Annotated in this window: 18 protein-coding genes; 4 read left to right on the forward strand and 14 right to left on the reverse strand. The window is 57.9% G+C overall.

Annotated features, from left to right (window positions below; translation table 11 throughout):
* The first annotated feature begins 3 nt into the window (after nucleotides 1–3).
* The gene (locus tag ACR0K4_RS19405; protein WP_480855348.1) at nucleotides 4–909 is read left to right on the forward strand and encodes an ABC transporter ATP-binding protein; all 906 of its coding nucleotides are present in this window, start codon (nucleotides 4–6) and stop codon (nucleotides 907–909) included.
* A gap of 45 nt (nucleotides 910–954) precedes the next feature.
* A complete protein-coding gene (cynS, locus tag ACR0K4_RS19410; protein ID WP_480520649.1) occupies nucleotides 955–1,425 on the forward strand; it encodes a cyanase in 471 nt (156 codons plus the stop codon).
* A 104-nt stretch (nucleotides 1,426–1,529) separates the two neighbouring features.
* On the opposite strand, the gene ACR0K4_RS19415 is transcribed toward cynS, so the two are convergent.
* From ACR0K4_RS19415 to ACR0K4_RS19425, 3 genes are read right to left on the reverse strand one after another with little or no spacing between them, the layout of a single operon-like run.
* The gene (locus tag ACR0K4_RS19415) at nucleotides 1,530–1,841 is read right to left on the reverse strand and encodes a Dabb family protein (protein ID WP_480855350.1); all 312 of its coding nucleotides are present in this window, start codon (nucleotides 1,839–1,841) and stop codon (nucleotides 1,530–1,532) included.
* Between the two features lie 18 nt (nucleotides 1,842–1,859).
* Nucleotides 1,860–2,630, reverse strand: a complete 771-nt coding sequence (locus ACR0K4_RS19420; RefSeq protein WP_480855352.1) for an enoyl-CoA hydratase/isomerase family protein — start codon at nucleotides 2,628–2,630, stop codon at nucleotides 1,860–1,862.
* Complete coding sequence (locus ACR0K4_RS19425) at nucleotides 2,627–4,207, reverse strand: acyl CoA:acetate/3-ketoacid CoA transferase (RefSeq protein WP_480855353.1); 1,581 nt, start codon at nucleotides 4,205–4,207, stop codon at nucleotides 2,627–2,629. Before ACR0K4_RS19425 ends, ACR0K4_RS19420 begins: the two co-directional genes overlap by 4 nt.
* Nucleotides 4,208–4,353: 146 nt before the next feature.
* Here ACR0K4_RS19425 and ACR0K4_RS19430 point away from each other — a divergent pair, with 146 nt between their 5' ends.
* Nucleotides 4,354–5,172: an aldo/keto reductase gene (locus tag ACR0K4_RS19430; RefSeq protein ID WP_480520657.1), complete on the forward strand. Its 819-nt coding sequence runs from the start codon at nucleotides 4,354–4,356 to the stop codon at nucleotides 5,170–5,172.
* Between the two features lie 72 nt (nucleotides 5,173–5,244).
* Here the strand turns inward: ACR0K4_RS19430 and ACR0K4_RS19435 are convergent, their stop codons facing one another.
* From ACR0K4_RS19435 to ACR0K4_RS19470, 8 genes are all read right to left on the reverse strand, one after another.
* A complete protein-coding gene (locus tag ACR0K4_RS19435) occupies nucleotides 5,245–6,846 on the reverse strand; it encodes a GMC family oxidoreductase (RefSeq protein WP_480855355.1) in 1,602 nt (533 codons plus the stop codon).
* The gene (locus ACR0K4_RS19440; RefSeq protein ID WP_480855356.1) at nucleotides 6,846–8,348 is read right to left on the reverse strand and encodes an aldehyde dehydrogenase family protein; all 1,503 of its coding nucleotides are present in this window, start codon (nucleotides 8,346–8,348) and stop codon (nucleotides 6,846–6,848) included. Before ACR0K4_RS19440 ends, ACR0K4_RS19435 begins: the two co-directional genes overlap by 1 nt.
* 27 nt (nucleotides 8,349–8,375) lie before the next feature.
* Nucleotides 8,376–8,933: a hypothetical protein gene (locus tag ACR0K4_RS19445; protein WP_480520663.1), complete on the reverse strand. Its 558-nt coding sequence runs from the start codon at nucleotides 8,931–8,933 to the stop codon at nucleotides 8,376–8,378.
* Nucleotides 8,934–8,954: 21 nt separating this feature from the next.
* Complete coding sequence (locus tag ACR0K4_RS19450) at nucleotides 8,955–9,992, reverse strand: zinc-dependent alcohol dehydrogenase (protein ID WP_480855357.1); 1,038 nt, start codon at nucleotides 9,990–9,992, stop codon at nucleotides 8,955–8,957.
* The gene (locus tag ACR0K4_RS19455) at nucleotides 9,989–10,930 is read right to left on the reverse strand and encodes an ABC transporter permease (protein ID WP_480855358.1); all 942 of its coding nucleotides are present in this window, start codon (nucleotides 10,928–10,930) and stop codon (nucleotides 9,989–9,991) included. Before ACR0K4_RS19455 ends, ACR0K4_RS19450 begins: the two co-directional genes overlap by 4 nt.
* Before the next feature lie 10 nt (nucleotides 10,931–10,940).
* Nucleotides 10,941–12,449: a sugar ABC transporter ATP-binding protein gene (locus tag ACR0K4_RS19460; protein WP_480855359.1), complete on the reverse strand. Its 1,509-nt coding sequence runs from the start codon at nucleotides 12,447–12,449 to the stop codon at nucleotides 10,941–10,943.
* A 10-nt stretch (nucleotides 12,450–12,459) separates the two neighbouring features.
* Complete coding sequence (locus tag ACR0K4_RS19465; RefSeq protein WP_480855360.1) at nucleotides 12,460–13,425, reverse strand: ABC transporter permease; 966 nt, start codon at nucleotides 13,423–13,425, stop codon at nucleotides 12,460–12,462.
* A gap of 93 nt (nucleotides 13,426–13,518) precedes the next feature.
* Nucleotides 13,519–14,625 (reverse strand): sugar ABC transporter substrate-binding protein, encoded by a 1,107-nt coding sequence (locus ACR0K4_RS19470; RefSeq protein WP_480520673.1) that lies wholly within the window; start codon nucleotides 14,623–14,625, stop codon nucleotides 13,519–13,521.
* Between the two features lie 254 nt (nucleotides 14,626–14,879).
* Here ACR0K4_RS19470 and ACR0K4_RS19475 point away from each other — a divergent pair, with 254 nt between their 5' ends.
* Nucleotides 14,880–15,554, forward strand: coding sequence for a TetR/AcrR family transcriptional regulator (locus ACR0K4_RS19475; RefSeq protein ID WP_480855362.1), 675 nt, complete (start codon nucleotides 14,880–14,882; stop codon nucleotides 15,552–15,554).
* Between the two features lie 145 nt (nucleotides 15,555–15,699).
* On the opposite strand, the gene ACR0K4_RS19480 is transcribed toward ACR0K4_RS19475, so the two are convergent.
* The 3 genes from ACR0K4_RS19480 to ACR0K4_RS19490 form a co-directional block, all read right to left on the reverse strand.
* Complete coding sequence (locus ACR0K4_RS19480; RefSeq protein WP_480855363.1) at nucleotides 15,700–16,320, reverse strand: rhodanese-like domain-containing protein; 621 nt, start codon at nucleotides 16,318–16,320, stop codon at nucleotides 15,700–15,702.
* A complete protein-coding gene (locus ACR0K4_RS19485) occupies nucleotides 16,317–16,517 on the reverse strand; it encodes a YgaP family membrane protein (protein ID WP_480855365.1) in 201 nt (66 codons plus the stop codon). The genes ACR0K4_RS19480 and ACR0K4_RS19485 overlap by 4 nt, the downstream gene beginning before the upstream one ends.
* A 65-nt stretch (nucleotides 16,518–16,582) precedes the next feature.
* Nucleotides 16,583–17,224, reverse strand: coding sequence for a Crp/Fnr family transcriptional regulator (locus ACR0K4_RS19490; protein ID WP_480855366.1), 642 nt, complete (start codon nucleotides 17,222–17,224; stop codon nucleotides 16,583–16,585).
* Between the last annotated feature and the right edge of the window lie 126 nt (nucleotides 17,225–17,350).

A 17,350-nucleotide genomic window follows, 5' to 3' on the forward strand; every position in this document is an offset into this window, starting at 1 on the left:
ATCATGAGCAAACCGTTTCTGAGTATCGAATTGCTGACCCAGCAGTTCCCGGATGGACAGGGCGGCACCCTGACCGTGTTCGAAAACGCCAGCTTCGGCATCGAGAAAGGCGAATTTGTCTGCATTCTCGGGCATTCAGGCTGCGGCAAATCCACGATCATGAACATCCTTGCCGGACTGGCCGAGCCGACCTCGGGCGTCGTCAAGATGGACGGGTTCGAAGTCTCTGGCCCGTCGTTGGATCGCGGTGTCGTATTTCAGAACTATTCGCTGCTGCCATGGCTGTCGGCGTTGAAAAACGTAACCTTCGGGGTCAAGGCCCGATATCCGGATTGGCCCGCCGCCAAGGTAGACGCGCATGCCCGGGCCTTTCTGGCCAAGGTCGGGCTGGAGGGGGACGTGGTTCACCGCAAACCCAGCCAGTTGTCCGGCGGTATGCGACAGCGTGTCTCGATCGCGCGGGCCTTTGCCAACCAACCCAAGCTGCTGTTGCTGGACGAACCCTTTGGCGCATTGGACGCTTTAACAAGGGGCACCATTCAGGACGAACTGTTGAAAGTCTGGAGCGAAACCGAACAGACGGTATTCATGATCACCCATGACATTGACGAGGCAATCCTGTTGGCCGACCGCATCCTGCTGATGACCAATGGTCCGTTTGCACGGGTCGCTGAGTCCGTTGAAATTACGATCCCCAGACCGCGCAACCGAACCGAAATCGTCGAGCATCCGAACTACTACGCGATCCGCAATCATCTGGTGCAATTCCTGGGTCAACGCTCGAAAGAACTGGCCGGACAAGCCAGTGATGGTGCGGCGCAGACACCGGACTCGGTCGTTATCGATCTGACCGAAGCCGCCCCGGCCGAAGCTGAAATCAACCCCCCATTACGCGCGGTCAATGACTGACCCGACCGGCGCTTTGACACCACGACCAAGCAGGAGGAACCCCCTATGAAAGATACACTTGAACTGCCTCAAATGATGACCAAAGAAGATGTAACGCTGATGATCCTGTCCGCCAAGAAACAGGCGGGGCTGACATGGGAAGGTATCGCGGAAAAGATTGACATGTCGCCGGTCTGGACCCACTCCGCCTGCATGGGCATGAACGCCTTTCCCAAAGACAAGGCCCAAGCGCTTGTGTCCATGATGGGCCTGCCGCAAGAAGCGGCGGGCGTGCTGGAAGAGCCCCCCACCAAGGTCTGGGAACAAAGCGTCCCGACTGACCCTTGCATCTATCGGTTCTACGAAATCGTCGGCGTCTACGGCCCGACACTGAAAGCGCTGATAGAAGAAAAGTTCGGAACCGGGATCATGTCTGCGATCGATTTCGACATGCAGGTCACACGCGTACCGCACGAAAAAGGAGACCGGGTCAAGGTCGAGATGTCCGGCAAATACCTGTCTTACAATTCCTGGTAGACCAGACCCTTACGCGGTTTTTTTCACTCAGATAAACAAGCCTGTTGGCTGCCTTGCCTCACCGCTTTTGGTTTACGCGGTGAGGCATATTCAGAAGGCCGTCATCAAAGCTCGATATCGCACACGAAAACGCCATCCGCGCCACCTTCTAGCTGCGCGACGATACGGCCACCGATTTCCTGATGAGTCGGGTCTTCAAGATAGGTGTCACGTACAGGTGTGTCGCGAAAGTCGAACCAGAACATATCGGTGAACCCACGCACCAGCGGCGTTTCAACCGAGACGTTTTTGCGGTGCTGAAAGTCCAAAATACCTTCGATATGGCCTGACAAATAGGCCAGATCGGCATAGAGGGCCTGCTTGTCGGCCTCCGGCACGTTTTCCCTGAATCGCAGATGGACGAGGTGGCGGATCATCAAAGCCTCCCTTCGATTTTATTTCCAGAAATCAGGCTTTTTGCGGGCTTTAAAGGCGGACAATCCGGTTTGCAATTCCGGCTGCATGGCTGCGGCGCGACCAGCCAGAACTTCAAACACGCGCTCACGCTCTTCGCCTTCGGCAGCGTTAATCAGCATCTTGACCAACTCGGTGGCAACGGGCCCGCGATGACGCAGGTTTTGGGCCACCTCATAGGCGGCGGCCATACCTTCACTTTGCGGGACAACCTGATCCACCAGCCCCAGACCCGCAGCCTCTGTCGCGTCGAACTGTGCACCAAATACGGCCATACGCCGAACGATCTGCGCCCCAAACCGGCGTACGGTGCGCTGCGTGCCGGACCAGCCCGGAATGATACCCAAAGCAGGTTCAGGTTGACCGATGCGAATATGCGCCTCGGCGATACGCAAATCGGCGCAGGCGGCAAGTTCCAACCCACCCCCCAGCGCATGACCGTTCAAGACGGCAATCACCGGTTGTCGCAGTCGCGCCAGCGCGTCCAGCGCCTGATGCCCGTCCCGCAGCCAATGGCGTGCGAACCCGTCCGCTGAATGATCGGCCCAAGCATCAATGTCACCACCTGCACAAAATGCACGCCCGGCACCGGTCAGGATGACCACATGCGCATCTTCGGCCCGCTCAATACGACGGCACAAAGCCAGCAGATCGTCCATCATTGCTTCGGTCAGCGCATTCAGCCGCTCGGGGCGGTTGAGCGTAAGACGGGCAATGCCGGCCTCAATATCAAGCAGGAAATGGTCCATCATGCGGCAGGCAGCGCCAGACCCATCAAGGCTGGGTCAAACAGATTGGCGTCCATGACCTTCAGATCATCTGCCACCAAAAGTGGCGTTGCCGCCTGATCCAGAATATCCCGCTGCAGAGCAATACCAGGCGCGATTTCCGTAACCATCAGGCCCTGATCGCTCAACCTGATCACGCAACGCTCGGTCACATAGGTCACATCCTGACCCTGAAGCCGCGCCCTTTTGCCCGAGAACGAGATCTGATCAACCTCATCCACGAATTTGGCGACTTTGCCCTCTTGCAGGATATTCAGTTGCCCGTTTTCGATAGTCATCTTGGCGCCTGCGTTGAAGTTGCCAGAGAATACGATTTTACGCGCCCGAGCCGTGATGTCCACAAATCCCCCTGCCCCGGCAGTGCGATGTGGGATAGCCGACAATCGAGACACGTTCACCGATCCGTGCTTGTCAACTTCGAGGAAAGACAACAGCGACGCGTCGAAACCGCCCGCCTGGAAATAGCAGAACTGATGGGGTGACGGCACGAAAGCCTCGGCATTGGCAGAGCAGCCGAATTTGAAATCCAGCAACGGCACGCCGCCTACGGCACCCTGCTCGATCATCCATGTAACCGATCCATGAAGCCCTTCTTCGACCAGAATACGCGGCACGTTGGCCGAGATGCCAAATCCGATATTCACGGCCCAGCCATCCTTGAGTTCCTGAGCGACCCGGCGGGCAATAACTTTGCCGACATTGAATTCCGCCGTGCGGAAACTTTCAATCGGGCGGGTCAATTCACCCGAGATGGCCGGGTCATATTCTGTGGCCGTGGTCTGCAACTGCTCTGGCGCATCGACAATCGCATCTACCAGAATGCCCGGCACATGCACGTCATGGGGGCGAATACTGCCCGCAGCGGCGATACGCTTTGCCTGCGCGATCACCACGCCGCCGTTATTTCGTGCGGCCAGAGCCATTTCCATCGCGCCCAGATACGCCCCTTCATGTTCGAAACTCAGGTTGCCCTTTTCATCGGCCGTCGTGGCCCGAATGATTGCGACGTTTGGGGCCATGGATTTAAAGTACAACCAATCTTCGCCCTCAAACGCCATCCGTTTGACAATGGGTTCGGCGCGGGCTGCCTCGTTCATGGCGCAACCTTCGATATCGGGGTCAACAAAGGTGTCCATCCCAACTTTTGTCAGAACGCCCGGACGTTTGGCTGCCGCTTCGCGCAGCATGTCAAAGATGATGCCCGAGGGAACATTATAGGCGCGCACCTGCTCGGCGGTGATCATTTGCCAGATCAGCGGCGGCTCCGCCTTGCTGGGCCCCGATGGGTACGAGCCGCCTATGATCCGTGTCAGCAAACCCGGTTTGGCGATGTGATCGACCCCTTTTGTGCCGAACATATCCCCCGCCGCAATCGGATGGATCGTAGTCAGATTCCTTGGCGCCCCTTCCGCATCGAACCGCTCGCCCAAACCTTGCAAAACCGCGTCCGGACAGCACAATCCGCTTGAGGAGTTCACCGCCACAGTTGCCCCATCCGGTATCAGGTTGGCGGCATCGCGCGCTGTCATCTGCTTGGTCATAAGGCCCTCATCAAGTAACCGTTTGGTTATATAATGTATGACCCAGCCATCGCCCGAAATCAATACATAATCTGTTACATGGAATGAATTGACCTGACCTCAAGTAACCATTAAGTTACTTTTCAGATCTATATGGGAGACACCCGATGAACATATACTATCAGGGCACAAATCAACGCACTTTCGGCACTTTTCCGTTGACGGGAAACGAATTGCGCGACGCGATGATGATCGCTGCCGAAGTCGGGTATCGATCATTCGACACAGCACAGATGTACGAAAACGAAGCGGAAACCGGCGCCGCGCTGGCCGAGCTTGGATTGCCGCGCGACGAAATCTGCGTCACCACCAAGGTCCATCCCGACAACTTCACTGATCAGGCTTTTCTCGCATCCGTCGAAGAAAGCCTGAAGAAACTGAACCTGGACTATGCTGACGTCCTGTTGTTGCACTGGCCACCCGTCGGAGGCGATATCGGCCCATCCCTGAAACTGCTGGAACAGGCACACACAAAAGGGCTGGCGCGCAATATCGGAGTGTCTAACTACACCGCTCAGATGATGCGGGATGCGACCCAAATCATAGACGTTCCTTTGGTCACAAATCAGGTGGAATTCCATCCGCTGCTAAATCAGGACATCCTTCTGACTGCCGCAACCGAAACTGGCATTCCGCTATCGTCCTATTGTTCGGTTGCGCGCGGAGAAGTCTTCAAACACGCGATCTTCGAAGAAATCGGACAAGGCTATGGCAAGACTGCTGGTCAGGTCGTGCTGCGGTGGATTCTGCAAAAGGGTGTTTCGATCAACACCATGTCCACCAAGCGCACGAATATTCAGGCGAATTTTGACGTGATGGACTTTACTCTGTCCAGTATTGACATGGACAGGATCGATGCCATGACCCAAACCGGATATCGCATCGTCAGCGCTGATCTGGTGCCTTGGGCGCCCGATTGGGACTGACAAAAAAGGCGGTGCCCATCTGCGGCACCGCCAGTCTGGGGAGAAACCCTACACCTTCAAAAACCGCGAACCTCAGTGGTTGCCCCGGATCATGTCCGAGGCTTTTTCCGCCATCATGATCGTTGGCGCATTGGTGTTTGATCCGATCAGGCTTGGCATGGCCGAGCTGTCGCAAATCCGCAGCCCGTCAACCCCGTGCACCCGCATCTGCGGATCAACCACGGCCATATCGTCCACACCCATCTTGCAGGTACAGGTGGGGTGATACGAGGTCCGGCCATATTGCCGTGCATAAGCCTCGTACTCCGCCTGTGTCTTTACATTTTCATCGGGGAAACGAATTTGGCGAATGTACTTCTGCAAGCTTTTCTGCCGGAAGATCTCAACGCTGTGCTTCACACCCTCGACCGAGGTTTTCAAGTCATCAGGATGCCCGAGGAAGTTTGGATCAACCAACGGCATGTCTTCCACCCGATTTGACCGCAGCCGCACAGTTCCACGTGCCTTTGGCCGCACCGTGTACGAGTTCAAGGTAATGCCGGAACTGCCTTTGGGCACGCTCGGAACGCCTGCTTCAGCCCCTGCTCCGGCCAGGAAATGGAACTGCAGGTCAGGCACTGGCGCGGACGTATCCCCATACCAGAACGCACCGCCTTCGACCACGTTCGATGCCACCGGGCCCGAACCGAAAAGGTAGTATTGAATACCTGCCCATGCGGCCCAATGGGGTTTGTTGTATTTGTCCAGACTTTGATGGCCCGTCAACTCTGCCACGATATCAATACCGAAATGGTCGTTGAGGTTCTCGCCCACGCCCGGCAAATCATGTTTCACATCGATCCCATGCTCTTGCAGATGCGCCGCCGGGCCAACACCCGACAGCATCATCAGCTTGGGCGTTCCGATTGCTCCCGAGGTGACGAGAACCTCCTGATCTGCGGTGACGGTCTGAACCTCGCCGCCCTTGTCATATTCGACACCGGTCGCGCGCCCGTTTTCAATCACGACCCGATGAACCTGACATCCGGTTTCGACCGTCAGGTTAGCCCGTGACAAAGCAGGTTTCAGGTAACCCACCGCCGCCGAACACCGCCTGGCGTTCCAGGTTGTCGTCTGATAAACACCCGCACCTTCCTGAACTGCGCCATTGAAGTCAGGATTATAGGGAATCCCGGCCTCCTGGCAGGATCGCACGAAGGCGCGGGTCATCTCTTGCGGCGCGTCCAGATTCGAGACCCCCAGAGGGCCCTCGGTTCCGTGCCAGTCGCCGGATAGAATGGCGTTGCGTTCTGACCGGATGAAATAATTCTGGATATCCTTGAACGCCCAGCCTTCACATCCTTCTTCATTGGCCCAACGGTCATAGTCCACGGGGTTGCCACGGGTGAAGACCTCGGCGTTGATCGAGCTACCGCCGCCGATCACCCGACCCTGAGCATAAGGTATCTCGCGGTTGTTGGCGTTGACTTGCGGAACCGTTGTAAAGCCCCATGTGTGAGGCCCGTCGGTCATCTTGGCAAAGCCCACCGGCATGTGGATCAACGGATGGCTGTCCTTGCCACCCGCCTCCAGCAACAGGACCTGCACATTGCTGTCCTCGCTCAGACGACGCGCAAGAACACACCCGGCGGCACCACCGCCGACAATCACATAATCGTACCCGCCTTTTACCATCACTCCACCCAATGTGCACGCTTACCGATCTCGACATGGATCGATTTGACCTGCGTATATTCTTCGACCCCATGCATCCCGGCTTCCCGCCCCCAGCCCGAGGCTTTGAAGCCCCCAATGGGCAGCTCGGGCCCACCGGCCAGCGTGGTGTTGACCCAGAACCGGCCCGCCTGAACGCGGCGCGAAATGGTCAGGGCCTTGTCTATATTCTTGGTCCAGACGCTGGCGGCCAGACCATATTCGGTATCGTTGGCGATCGCGATCGCGTCGTCAATCGTATCGAAAGGGATGACGCAGAGAACAGGGCCGAAAATCTCTTCTTTCGCGATCACCATGTCGTTGGTCACATCGGTGAACACGACCGGATCAATATACTGCCCACCCGAGATCTGAGGTGTGGTTCCCCCGGTCAACAAGGTCGCGCCCTCTTCCTGACCTTTGGCGATATAGGACAGGATCGTGCGGTTCTGCGCGTCCGTCGTAATGGCCCCGGCCTGAGTGCGCTCATCCAGTGGATCACCGACGCGAACCTTGCGCAGCTTGTCGGTCACCATTGCGGCAAACTGGTCCGCAACCGAGCGTTCAACCAGCAACCGCGCACCCGACACACAACACTGTCCGGTATTGAAGGCAATCCCAAAGGCGACGCCGTCCGCCGCATCCTCAAGATCGGCATCCGCAAACACGATCTGCGGGTTCTTGCCGCCCAGCTCCAATCCCAGCTTCTTGAAGTTGCTCTGGCCCGAAGCCGCCACGACCGACCGACCCACCGCCGTAGATCCCGTGAAGGACAGCATGTCCACGTCCATATGCTCGGCCAGCTTTTGACCGATGACGCTGCCCGAACCGGTGACCACATTGAACACGCCGTCGGGCAATCCGGCTTCCGACAATATTTCGGCCAACATCAGAGTGGTCGCGCTGGTCACCTCGGACGGTTTGGAAACGATCGTGCAGCCCGATGCGAGGATATAAGGAACGCGTTCGCACAGGATGAGGAACGGGAAGTTCCAAGGCGTGATGAGGCCGACTACACCCACAGGTTCGCGCGTGACGATCCCCATCGCGCCGTCACCGCTGTTGTTGAAACTGTCGCCATGCAGCGCTCGGGCCAGACCTGCGGCGAATTCGAACATGCCAACGCAGCCCGACACCTCGGCCCGCGCCTGGCTGATTGGCTTGCCGTTCTCCAGCGTTTCCCAATAGGCAATCTCATCCGTCCGCTCCCGGATCAGCGTCGCCGCTTTCAGCAACACCGCCGCCCTGTCAGCGCCGGACAATCCGCACCAGCGCCGATCATCAAACGCGGTGCGGGCCGAAGCGACCACCGCGTTCAGATCATCCTCAGTACAACGCGGAATGCGCGTCACCGGGACTCCATGCCCAGGAGAGGCGCGTTCAAACACATCGCGGTCTGCCGCGGCCACGGATTTACCATCCATAAAAAACCCGAATTCGCGCGGTTCAGAGGGCGGGGTCAGAATTTGACTTTGTTGATCCATCAGAAGGGCTCCAGAATTGGGGCGCGGTCAGGACGATGCGTCCAGCCCGTCGCGGAAATCGTTCCAGCCACCGTCAACGGACGACGGCGCATCGTGCCACTGGTGCAGTATCTCACCGGTGGCGGGGTCTTTGTCAGGGATCGGTAGCATCATGATACGCTTGACCGCAGCCTGAAACATCTCGGGCGTCAAGTGGGCTTCCTGAATATTGTCCCAATCGCGCCCGCCTGCGTAACCGCCAACCATCATGATATCGTCGGAATGGCCCACCATCTCGTGGCTGATACCAGCGGGCATGACGATCACGTCGCCGGCAGATATCCGGACCTTGGTCCAGCCTTCCACAGACAGGTTGAACTCCATCCAGCCTGTGGCACATCCCAAACATTCGTGCGAGGTCGAATGGAAATGCGGATACTCATAGACACCCGGATATTCCCAATTGTTGCCCCAACCGTTCTCGCGAAACCGGGCCTTGACCGCATCGATCCCACCGCCGGGAATGGCATTGCGGTGAATCAACAGCGGAAAACGGCTGTTGGGGATCATACCTTCGGGCTTGGATGTATAGGCTTCAACGGTCATCGGGGTGTCCTCCGTGTTTGGTTAATGGGCCAAAACGATCTGTGTCTTCAGGTCTCCGGGTCTGTCGGAAAAAGTGTCAAAGGCGTCTTGAATGCGGTCCAGCGGGTAGGTCGCGCCGGTAAAGCGGTCGGTCTTGATGCGACCGTGGGTCAGGAGTGTCAGCGCATCGTGCATGTCCTGCCCCATCCCGGCCACAGACCCCTTGATCGAGTTTTCCTGCAGGATGGTCTGCAGAATATCGACGGGCAGAGTTTCGCCCACACCGGTCAGACCAAATGCCGCGATATGGCCGCCTTTGCGGATCAGTCGGGTGGCTTGCTGGTAGAGCGCGGGCAGACCGACGCTTTCGATCACCACATCTGCACCGCGCCCCTCCGTGTGCTGCAGAACCACGTCTTCCAGTTGGGCAGGGTCAGTAACACCGATATCGGCCCCGGAATCCAATGCCATGTCCACCCGATCTTGCGACAGATCAGCGACGATGATCGGCGCTGCCCCAATGGTGCGCAGCAACTGCACATGCAGGTTGCCGATGGGACCAGCGCCCAGCACCACCACCGATTGTCCAAAGGTGATACCGGCCTTACGCGCGCAACGCACCACGCAGGCAAGCGGCTCGGTCAGCGCCAGAGTTTCAGGCGGTATGTCCTGTGCGGCGGGTATCACCAACCGGGCGGGAACCGAAATGTATTCGGCAAAAGCCCCATCCATCGTGATGCCCATCTGCTGCATCTCGGGGCAGTTCAGGATCTCGTTACGGCGACACCAATAACAGGTGCCGCAACCGATGTTCATATCGACGACGACCGGCGCACCAAGGGTCAGGCCAGAGACACCCTCGCCCAGTTCGGCGATTGTGCCAGTGAACTCATGGCCGGGGATCATCGGCAGATTTTCCGCCGCATAGTGGCCGTTGAAAATATGAATATCCGTACCGCAGATACCGACACGTGAAATGCGCACCAGCACCTCGTCTCGCCGAGGCACAGGGCGCGGCACATCTTGCACCTCGAACCTGCCGGGTTCGACCAGAACGGCGGCGCGCATTGTTTGTGTCATTTGACTACCCTCAGCTTGGTTCGGTCGATGGTCAGGGCAATCGCGACGATCAGGATGAGGCCGAACACCATCTGCTGCTGGGTCGCGTCCACCTCAAAATACAGCATCGAGGATCGGATCACGGCCACAATAAGCGTGCCGATCAGCGTGTTGATGACCCCGCCAACGCCGCCGGTCAGCGGCGTACCTCCAACCAGAACCGCAACGATCGCAGGCAGCAGGAACCCGTTTGCCAGAGTGGGAGAACCTCCGGACAACTTGACCGAGAACAGCAAGCCCGCAATCGCCGCCAGTCCACCGGACAAGGCAAAGGCCATGATCTTGATCCGGTTGACGTTCAGACCCGAGGCCACAGCGGCGGGTTCACCCGCCCCCACGGCCTTGAGCGCACGGCCAAAGGTAGTGCGCGATTGCAGGAACCACGCGCCCAGAACCAAAACAGCCGCAATGAAGAGTTCGCTCGGCAACCCCGCAACCGAGCCGGTCATCCAACCAAAGGTGGAATCCCGCAGCGTGGCATCCATGAACAGTGCCCGTTGGCCCGACATGTACTGCGCCGCCGAAAAGGCGATGCCGCCCACCGCGAGGGTCGATATGAAGGACGGCACATAAAGCCGCGTCGTGACATAGCCCGAGATACTGCCCAGAACCACGCCGGACAGAATACACAACAGCGCCGCGCCGATCCCGAATGTCGGCAGGGCTATCGTGGCGACCACCGTGGTCATATTGGCGACCGACTGCGCCGACAGGTCGATCCCGCCGATATAGATCGCGAAGGTCATGCCAAGTGCCATGATGAACAGCGGCACGATATCTGCGGCCATCGAGATCAGGTTGGCCGGGCGCAGAAAGTTGGAATCCGCAGCGCCGACGACCAGCACCAGAACCAGCAGAGTGATCCAGGGTAGATGGGGTTTGATACGTTCAAAACTCATGAGTCCGGCCTCAGATCATGTGGTGGACAAGGTCGTAAAGCGACGGCTTGTCCCCCGGGCTGCAATCGAAACGTTTTTGGGCGACACCGTCTTTCAGAACGATAATCGTATGGCTGAGGCCGATGGCCTCTTCCAGCGTGTCGGCCACCAGAATGATACCGACGCCGTCATCCGACATCTCGCGCACCATGTCATAGACATCTTCCTTGGCACCGATATCCAGACCACGCGTCGGGTGATCCAGCAGGATGATATCCGACCCAGCCGAGCGCCATTTGGCCAAAACCACCTTTTGCTGGTTGCCACCGGACAGCCCGCCACAATCCTTGTAGACATCCGGTGTCTTGATCGCCAAACGGTCGATCCATTGGCGGGCCAGCGATTTTTCCTCGCCAATCCGCAGCACGCCGGAATTGGCATAGTTCCCCATTTGGCTGAGCGTCATATTCTCATACACGTTCATCCCTGCGACGATCCCTTCGACCTTGCGTTCGCGAGGGATGTAACCAACGCCGCTGGCGACGCCTGCCTGTGCTTTGAATTTGCTGACAGCAGATCCTTTTAGGCTGACCGCACCCGAAGACGGGGTTTCAAGACCAAAGATCGTCCGCAGGATCGCCTCGCGCCCCGAGCCTTCGGTGCCGACCAGACACAGCACCTCACCCGGGCGCAGATCGAAGGAGATGTCCGAATACCGGCCGGTGATCGAGACATTTTCGAAGGACACCAGCGGCGGCGCATCGGCCTGATAGGGTTTCTGCTTCTGCTCGCGATAGTATTCCTTGTCGACATCGCGCCCGACCATCTTGTGCTGGATCGCATCGACATTCGCGTCGTCATGGGCCACGACGTCCACCACCTCGCCATCCTTCATCACATAGATACGGTCAGACAGGTCCAGAACCTCGTCCATGCGGTGACTGACGAAGATAAAGGACGCCCTCTTGGTCAGTTCGCGTACCAGCGAGAACAGCAACTCTACCTCTTCCTTGGCCAGAACCGAGGTCGGTTCGTCCAGTAGAATGACCAGATCGCCGTCGATCCGCTCTTCCAGCGTCAGAACCTTTGCAAGCTCTACCAGTTGCCGCTGCGCGAAGGACAGTTTCGAGGTCGTCGTCGCCGGATCGATATCCAGCTTGACTTTGGCCAGTTGCTTACGCGCGGCCTCGGCCATGGCTTTCCAGTTGATAACGCCGTAACTTACGAATTGCTGCTCGAACCCCAGAAAGATGTTCTCCATCACGGTCAGGTTGGTGATCAGGGATTGTTCCTGAAACACCATGCCGATGCCGTGATCCATCGCCTGACGTGGATTCTGGAAGCGAACCTTGGTGCCATCGATGGTGATGTCGCCGCCGTCGGGCTGATAGGCGCCGTAGATGACCTTCATCAGCGTGGACTTGCCCGCGCCGTTTTCACCAACGAGGCCCACGATCTCGCCGCGCCCGATCTTGAAGTCCACGGATTTCAGCGCGTGGACGCCGGGGAATTTCTTGTCGACATTGATCAGTTCGTACATCTGCCCGCCCCTATTTCACGAAGGTTACGGATTTGCGGTCGGTCGACAGAACCACCGCGGCGATGACCAATATGCCCAGAACACCGTCTTGCACATAACCGGGCAACCCGATCACAACCATGCCGTTGTTGATGACATTCACGATCAGCACTCCGATCAGAGTGTTCCACACTCCGCCGATCCCGCCCCACAGCGCGGTGCCACCAACGACGACCGAGGTGATCGATACGAACATGAAATTCGACCCCGTAGCTGTCTCGGCAATACCGATCCGGCCCACGGCCAGCAGCGCACCGACCGCATAGAAGACGCCGGCCAGCGCAAAGCCCATGATCCGCACGCGGTTGACGTTCAGACCCGAGGCATGGGCCAGTTCCTCGCCCCCGCCCACGGCGTAGAAGTTGCGGCCCAGCGTGGTGCGGGACTGGATGAACCATGCGATCAGCAGGAAGACCAGCGCGACGTAACACATGATCGGAAAGCCGAACCAGCGCTCGGTCAGAAGCGAGCGAAACAGCTCATCTTCGACGCGCACGCGGTCGCCTCCGGTCAGGAGAAGGGCAAAACCGGTACCGACAAATCCCATCGCAAGCGAGGCCATGAAGGACGGGATTTTCAACAGCACGTGAACCAGCCCGTTCACCAGCCCGATGGCTGCCCCTACCAACAACGCCAGCGGAATGGCCAGCCACGCCCAGGACGCCAGCGTGCCGCCCAAGGCAATAAACGCAAAGGCGAACACGACGGCACACACCGAAACCGTGCCCTCCATCGACAAGTCAATTGAACCCATGATGATGATGAACGTCACACCGATCGCCACCATAAGCGCGGGCGCGGACGAAATTCCGATCCGTGCGAAATTCCGCAGCGAGAAAAAGCGCGGTTCCATCACTGTGAAGAACAGCACCAGAACCAAAAGGACGATCAGGGGTGCCCATTTGATCAGAACATCCCGTGTCAGCACATTGCTCATGTGCGTCCTCCAACTGAGTGAATTGGCTGAGCCTGCTGTCATGGGATCAGGCCCGGATGCGCGGACCGACGCTTTGGCCGGTCCGCGTCTGGTTTACTTGTATTGAATCTGACCGTTCGACGTGGACCAGAAATCTTTCCAGTCATAGGACGGAACGCTGTCCAGATATTCGGCCTTGAACGCCTGAGCATCTTCGGGCTTGACCATGATGGTCGGGCCATAGAATTCGCGATGCTCGTTGGGTTCATCCGACGGCTTAAAGTGACCGGTGGCCGCGTAGTAGGCCAGCGCCGCCGTGATGCCGCCACCCCAATGCGGGTTGGTGAACACGGTCGCCAGGATTTTACCTTCGCCCACCAGCTGAACCGCCTGTGGGTTGCCGTCATAAGAGACGATGGGCATATCCTCGATACCTTCGGCGCGCAGAGCCTCAAGTACACCGTAGGCGATGGTGTCGTTGGCGCAGTGAACGCCTTTGATGTCATCGCCATAGCGGGTCAGGAAGGCGCTCATGACCTGGTTGGCTTTCTGCGTATCCCAGTCCGCAGGTTCCGCCGCCAGCAGTTCGGCATTCGGATAGTCGTTCAGCGCGGTTTTCAGACCGGCCAGACGCTCAATCGCCGGGTTGTTCGACGCGATACCGCCAAGATGAACAACGCCGCCGGAGCCGCCCATGGCATCAAGCAGGATGCGTGCAGTCTGCTCGGCCGGGCCTTCGTCGGACCAGCTCATGTGGCTGACATAGTTGTCACCGAAATCCCACGGGTGCAAATCGTCGGTCTTGTTCCACAGGGTCGAGACATAGGCCCCGGCCTCAACACAGCTTTCCACCACCGGGCGCGCGTTCGGCGCGTCATTGGTGTCGATGGCCAGCGCCAGTTCGCCATTGGTTTTCGACAGCAGCGCCTTGACGTCGGCCAGCGATTTTTCGGACGAGCCTTCGTTGATCAGGTGCGTCAGGAAATCCTTGGGCTTGCCCAGGCTTTCGACAAAGGCCTCACCGCCTGAAACGATCTCGTTCCAATACGGGTTGGTGCGGTTGCGGTATGACCACGCAACTGTCGGGTCAGTGATGGCTGCGCGCGCCATACTGCCGAACATGCTTGAGACTGCAGCACCACCCACCCCGTAGGCGGATGCCAGCAGGAAGTTCCGACGCGTGAGTGTCTCTTGTTCGATGTATTTCTTGATGAATGACATATCTTCCTCCCTTTTCGATCTGCACCCGGAGCCAAAGGCACTCCCGCGCCCTTCTCCCTTGATGCAAGTCTCGCCTGGCCGTGACCTTGCGAAGCTTATGCACTAACTAGTTACTTCTTTACGAAAGCGTGTGTCAAGCGTTAAGAATAAGTGTGTCGGGTTTCCGGCACCCCTGACGACAACCTGAATTCCGGATGGAAATAGCGGTTCAGTTGGCCTGAGTTATTGGGTATGACCCCCAACTGAACGTACGAATGAACGATAGCCCAAGGGACATGGCCGTGGCCGAACCAGCGAAGAAAAGCAAAAAGCGGGACGCGCAGGCAACCAAGGCCCGGATTCTGAACGCGGCCAAGAAGGAATTTGCCAAACACGGTCTCGGCGGCGCCCGCGTCGATGAAATTGCCGAACGGGCAAACGCGAACAAGCGCATGCTGTATCACTATTTTGGCAGCAAGGAGGACTTGTTCCGCACGGTTTTGGAAGAAGCCTATCTGGACATCCGCAAGGCCGAACAAAAGCTGGACCTCGACCGCCTTTCACCACCGGACGCGCTTGAGGCACTGGTCCGGTTCACCTGGAAATACTATCTCAGAAACCCCGAATTCATCACCTTGGTCAACAGCGAAAACCTGCACCGGGCGCGACATATCAAATCCCTTCCCAGCCTGCCGGTAACGATGCGGGGCCTGGTTGACCTGGTGGACAATATTCTCAAACGCGGGCAGCAAACTGGCGATTTTCGCGAGGGAATTGACGCCACTCAGTTGAACATCACCATCGCCGCGATCGGCTATTATTACCTGACCAACCGCTTCACCGGCTCATTTCTGTTTCAACGGGACATGATGGACGAAAATGCCCTGAACGAACGGCTCGATTTCAACGTTGACAGTATTCTGCGGATCGTACGCAAGGAACGGGGCTGAAAAAGAAGACAGCCGAGGCCAGAGCACTGTCGATCCAGGCCATACGCACATTCCCTTGGCACAAAATCTGGACCGGCCAGCGCCGGTCCTTTCTGTTTACGACGGCAAGACTTCACTGGGCTTATGGCAAACGCAACGCGCGTGTCTACGCAGGACGCGACCACGCCACGCCGGGCTTCAGGCGATAGCCCCAGGGCAAACCCGCATTGCGCCACCCATTTACGGCCCGGACCCCGTTTGCGTCCTTGTCCCCTTCAAAGCCTTCGACCAGGTTCCAGACATTTGTATACCCAACCGCAATAAGCTGCCGCGCGGCCACAGCCGAACGCGCGCCGGACCGGCAGGTCACAAACACCGGATCGTCCTTGGATTTACCTTTCAATTGCAGCAAAGCATCGAATTCTGCCACCACGTTCGGGTTGCCGGTCATGCGATACTGCCCGCTGTTGGGATCGACCTCATGGGTCACCACAGCCAGCGGAATGATTTTGTCCAAACCTTCAGGGTGGCCGACAAATGAAATCTCGATGGGGTCGCGGACATCCACAAACAGGATACCCGGATCTTGCTGAAGGGCCGCATGAGCCTCGTGCGGCGTCAGGTACAGGCCAAGTGGTGTGCGCTGGCGATCTTCAAGCGTTGCCGGGTCCAGCTTTGATGTCACGGAACCACCAGCAGCCGAGGCGATAGACGCGGGCGCAACCAGCACACTGGCTGCCCCCAATTTCAGAATTGCCCGGCGGGTTGTTTGGGTTTTGGGGCTCATTGCTCGGCCCTTTTTGCGGTGCACAGGCCCAACATCGCGTAAATCGGGCAGAATTTGATAGAAGAGGTCAGGACCAGCACAACACCAACCCATCCCCACACGCCGATGACCCCGACCACTGTGGCCGCAATAAGCGCAAGGCCCAGAATAAGGCGAAGTACACGGTCGGCGGACCCTACATTGACGGCGAATTTCATAGTCGAATCTCCTTTGTTGTTCGGCCTGAGATTCTCATATTCCGCTCATCCTTTATGTGACGCGGTCACACAGAATCGGATCGCGCATGGCCGGTCAGGGCCGGAAGATTTTCGACGTGGATCGTACCGCGTTCCAACACCACCCATCCGCGATGCTCAAATTCCTTGAGGATGCGCGACATCACCTCGCGCGCGCTGCCCAGTTCGGTTGCAATACGCTGATGCGTTGTGCGGAGCACGGATCCCTGACGGCTTTGCTCTACCAACCATTGCGCCAACTTCCGGTCCATGCGATTCAGCAACAGATCATCAATAACCTCGGACAGTTCGACAATTCGTTGCGAGAAGGCTGCAAAGACCGATCCGCGAAACTCGGCATCCGATGCCAGCAACGCATTGAAACGTTCTTTTCCGATTGCCAGCGCCACGACTGGACCTTCTGCATATCCGAAACCCGAATACGGTATATCTGACAGCATACAGGACGTGGTCATCACGCAGCTGTCGTTCGGTCCAACACGGTACAGGACCACCGTCCGCCCGGATGGGCTGGTTTGTTCAACCCGAACAACCCCGGATAGAACAATCAAAAACATCTCGCCATATGCGCCTGGCGCAAACAGTTCGGTTCCATCGCTGATCTCAAGACGCGTTCCAACCTCATCCAGGCGATCCAGAATGGCGTCGGTCCAGTTCTGCAGTGTCACGGGGCGCACCTCTTTTATCCAGCAGGCACTATGTAGGCGCAGCGCGTCGCGAATACACCCTTCGGGCAAAACTCATCATTTACGGTCGAAACCCCCGACGTTAGATTTGGCGGCAACGCGTGTTCG

The sequence above is a fragment of the Ruegeria sp. K11 genome (assembly GCF_056531905.1).

Coding starts and splice junctions, on each gene's coding strand:
- ACR0K4_RS19435 (WP_480855355.1), bottom strand. CDS start 6,846: ATGGTAAAAGGCGGGTACGATTATGTGATTGTCGGCGGTGGTGCCGCC.
- ACR0K4_RS19445 (WP_480520663.1), bottom strand. CDS start 8,933: ATGACCGTTGAAGCCTATACATCCAAGCCCGAAGGTATGATCCCCAAC.
- ACR0K4_RS19440 (WP_480855356.1), bottom strand. CDS start 8,348: ATGGATCAACAAAGTCAAATTCTGACCCCGCCCTCTGAACCGCGCGAA.
- ACR0K4_RS19450 (WP_480855357.1), bottom strand. CDS start 9,992: ATGACACAAACAATGCGCGCCGCCGTTCTGGTCGAACCCGGCAGGTTC.
- ACR0K4_RS19470 (WP_480520673.1), bottom strand. CDS start 14,625: ATGTCATTCATCAAGAAATACATCGAACAAGAGACACTCACGCGTCGG.
- cynS (WP_480520649.1), top strand. CDS start 955: ATGAAAGATACACTTGAACTGCCTCAAATGATGACCAAAGAAGATGTA.
- ACR0K4_RS19430 (WP_480520657.1), top strand. CDS start 4,354: ATGAACATATACTATCAGGGCACAAATCAACGCACTTTCGGCACTTTT.
- ACR0K4_RS19415 (WP_480855350.1), bottom strand. CDS start 1,841: ATGATCCGCCACCTCGTCCATCTGCGATTCAGGGAAAACGTGCCGGAG.
- ACR0K4_RS19425 (WP_480855353.1), bottom strand. CDS start 4,207: ATGACCAAGCAGATGACAGCGCGCGATGCCGCCAACCTGATACCGGAT.
- ACR0K4_RS19455 (WP_480855358.1), bottom strand. CDS start 10,930: ATGAGTTTTGAACGTATCAAACCCCATCTACCCTGGATCACTCTGCTG.
- ACR0K4_RS19485 (WP_480855365.1), bottom strand. CDS start 16,517: ATGAAATTCGCCGTCAATGTAGGGTCCGCCGACCGTGTACTTCGCCTT.
- ACR0K4_RS19460 (WP_480855359.1), bottom strand. CDS start 12,449: ATGTACGAACTGATCAATGTCGACAAGAAATTCCCCGGCGTCCACGCG.
- ACR0K4_RS19420 (WP_480855352.1), bottom strand. CDS start 2,630: ATGATGGACCATTTCCTGCTTGATATTGAGGCCGGCATTGCCCGTCTT.
- ACR0K4_RS19465 (WP_480855360.1), bottom strand. CDS start 13,425: ATGAGCAATGTGCTGACACGGGATGTTCTGATCAAATGGGCACCCCTG.
- ACR0K4_RS19475 (WP_480855362.1), top strand. CDS start 14,880: ATGAACGATAGCCCAAGGGACATGGCCGTGGCCGAACCAGCGAAGAAA.
- ACR0K4_RS19405 (WP_480855348.1), top strand. CDS start 4: ATGAGCAAACCGTTTCTGAGTATCGAATTGCTGACCCAGCAGTTCCCG.
- ACR0K4_RS19480 (WP_480855363.1), bottom strand. CDS start 16,320: ATGAGCCCCAAAACCCAAACAACCCGCCGGGCAATTCTGAAATTGGGG.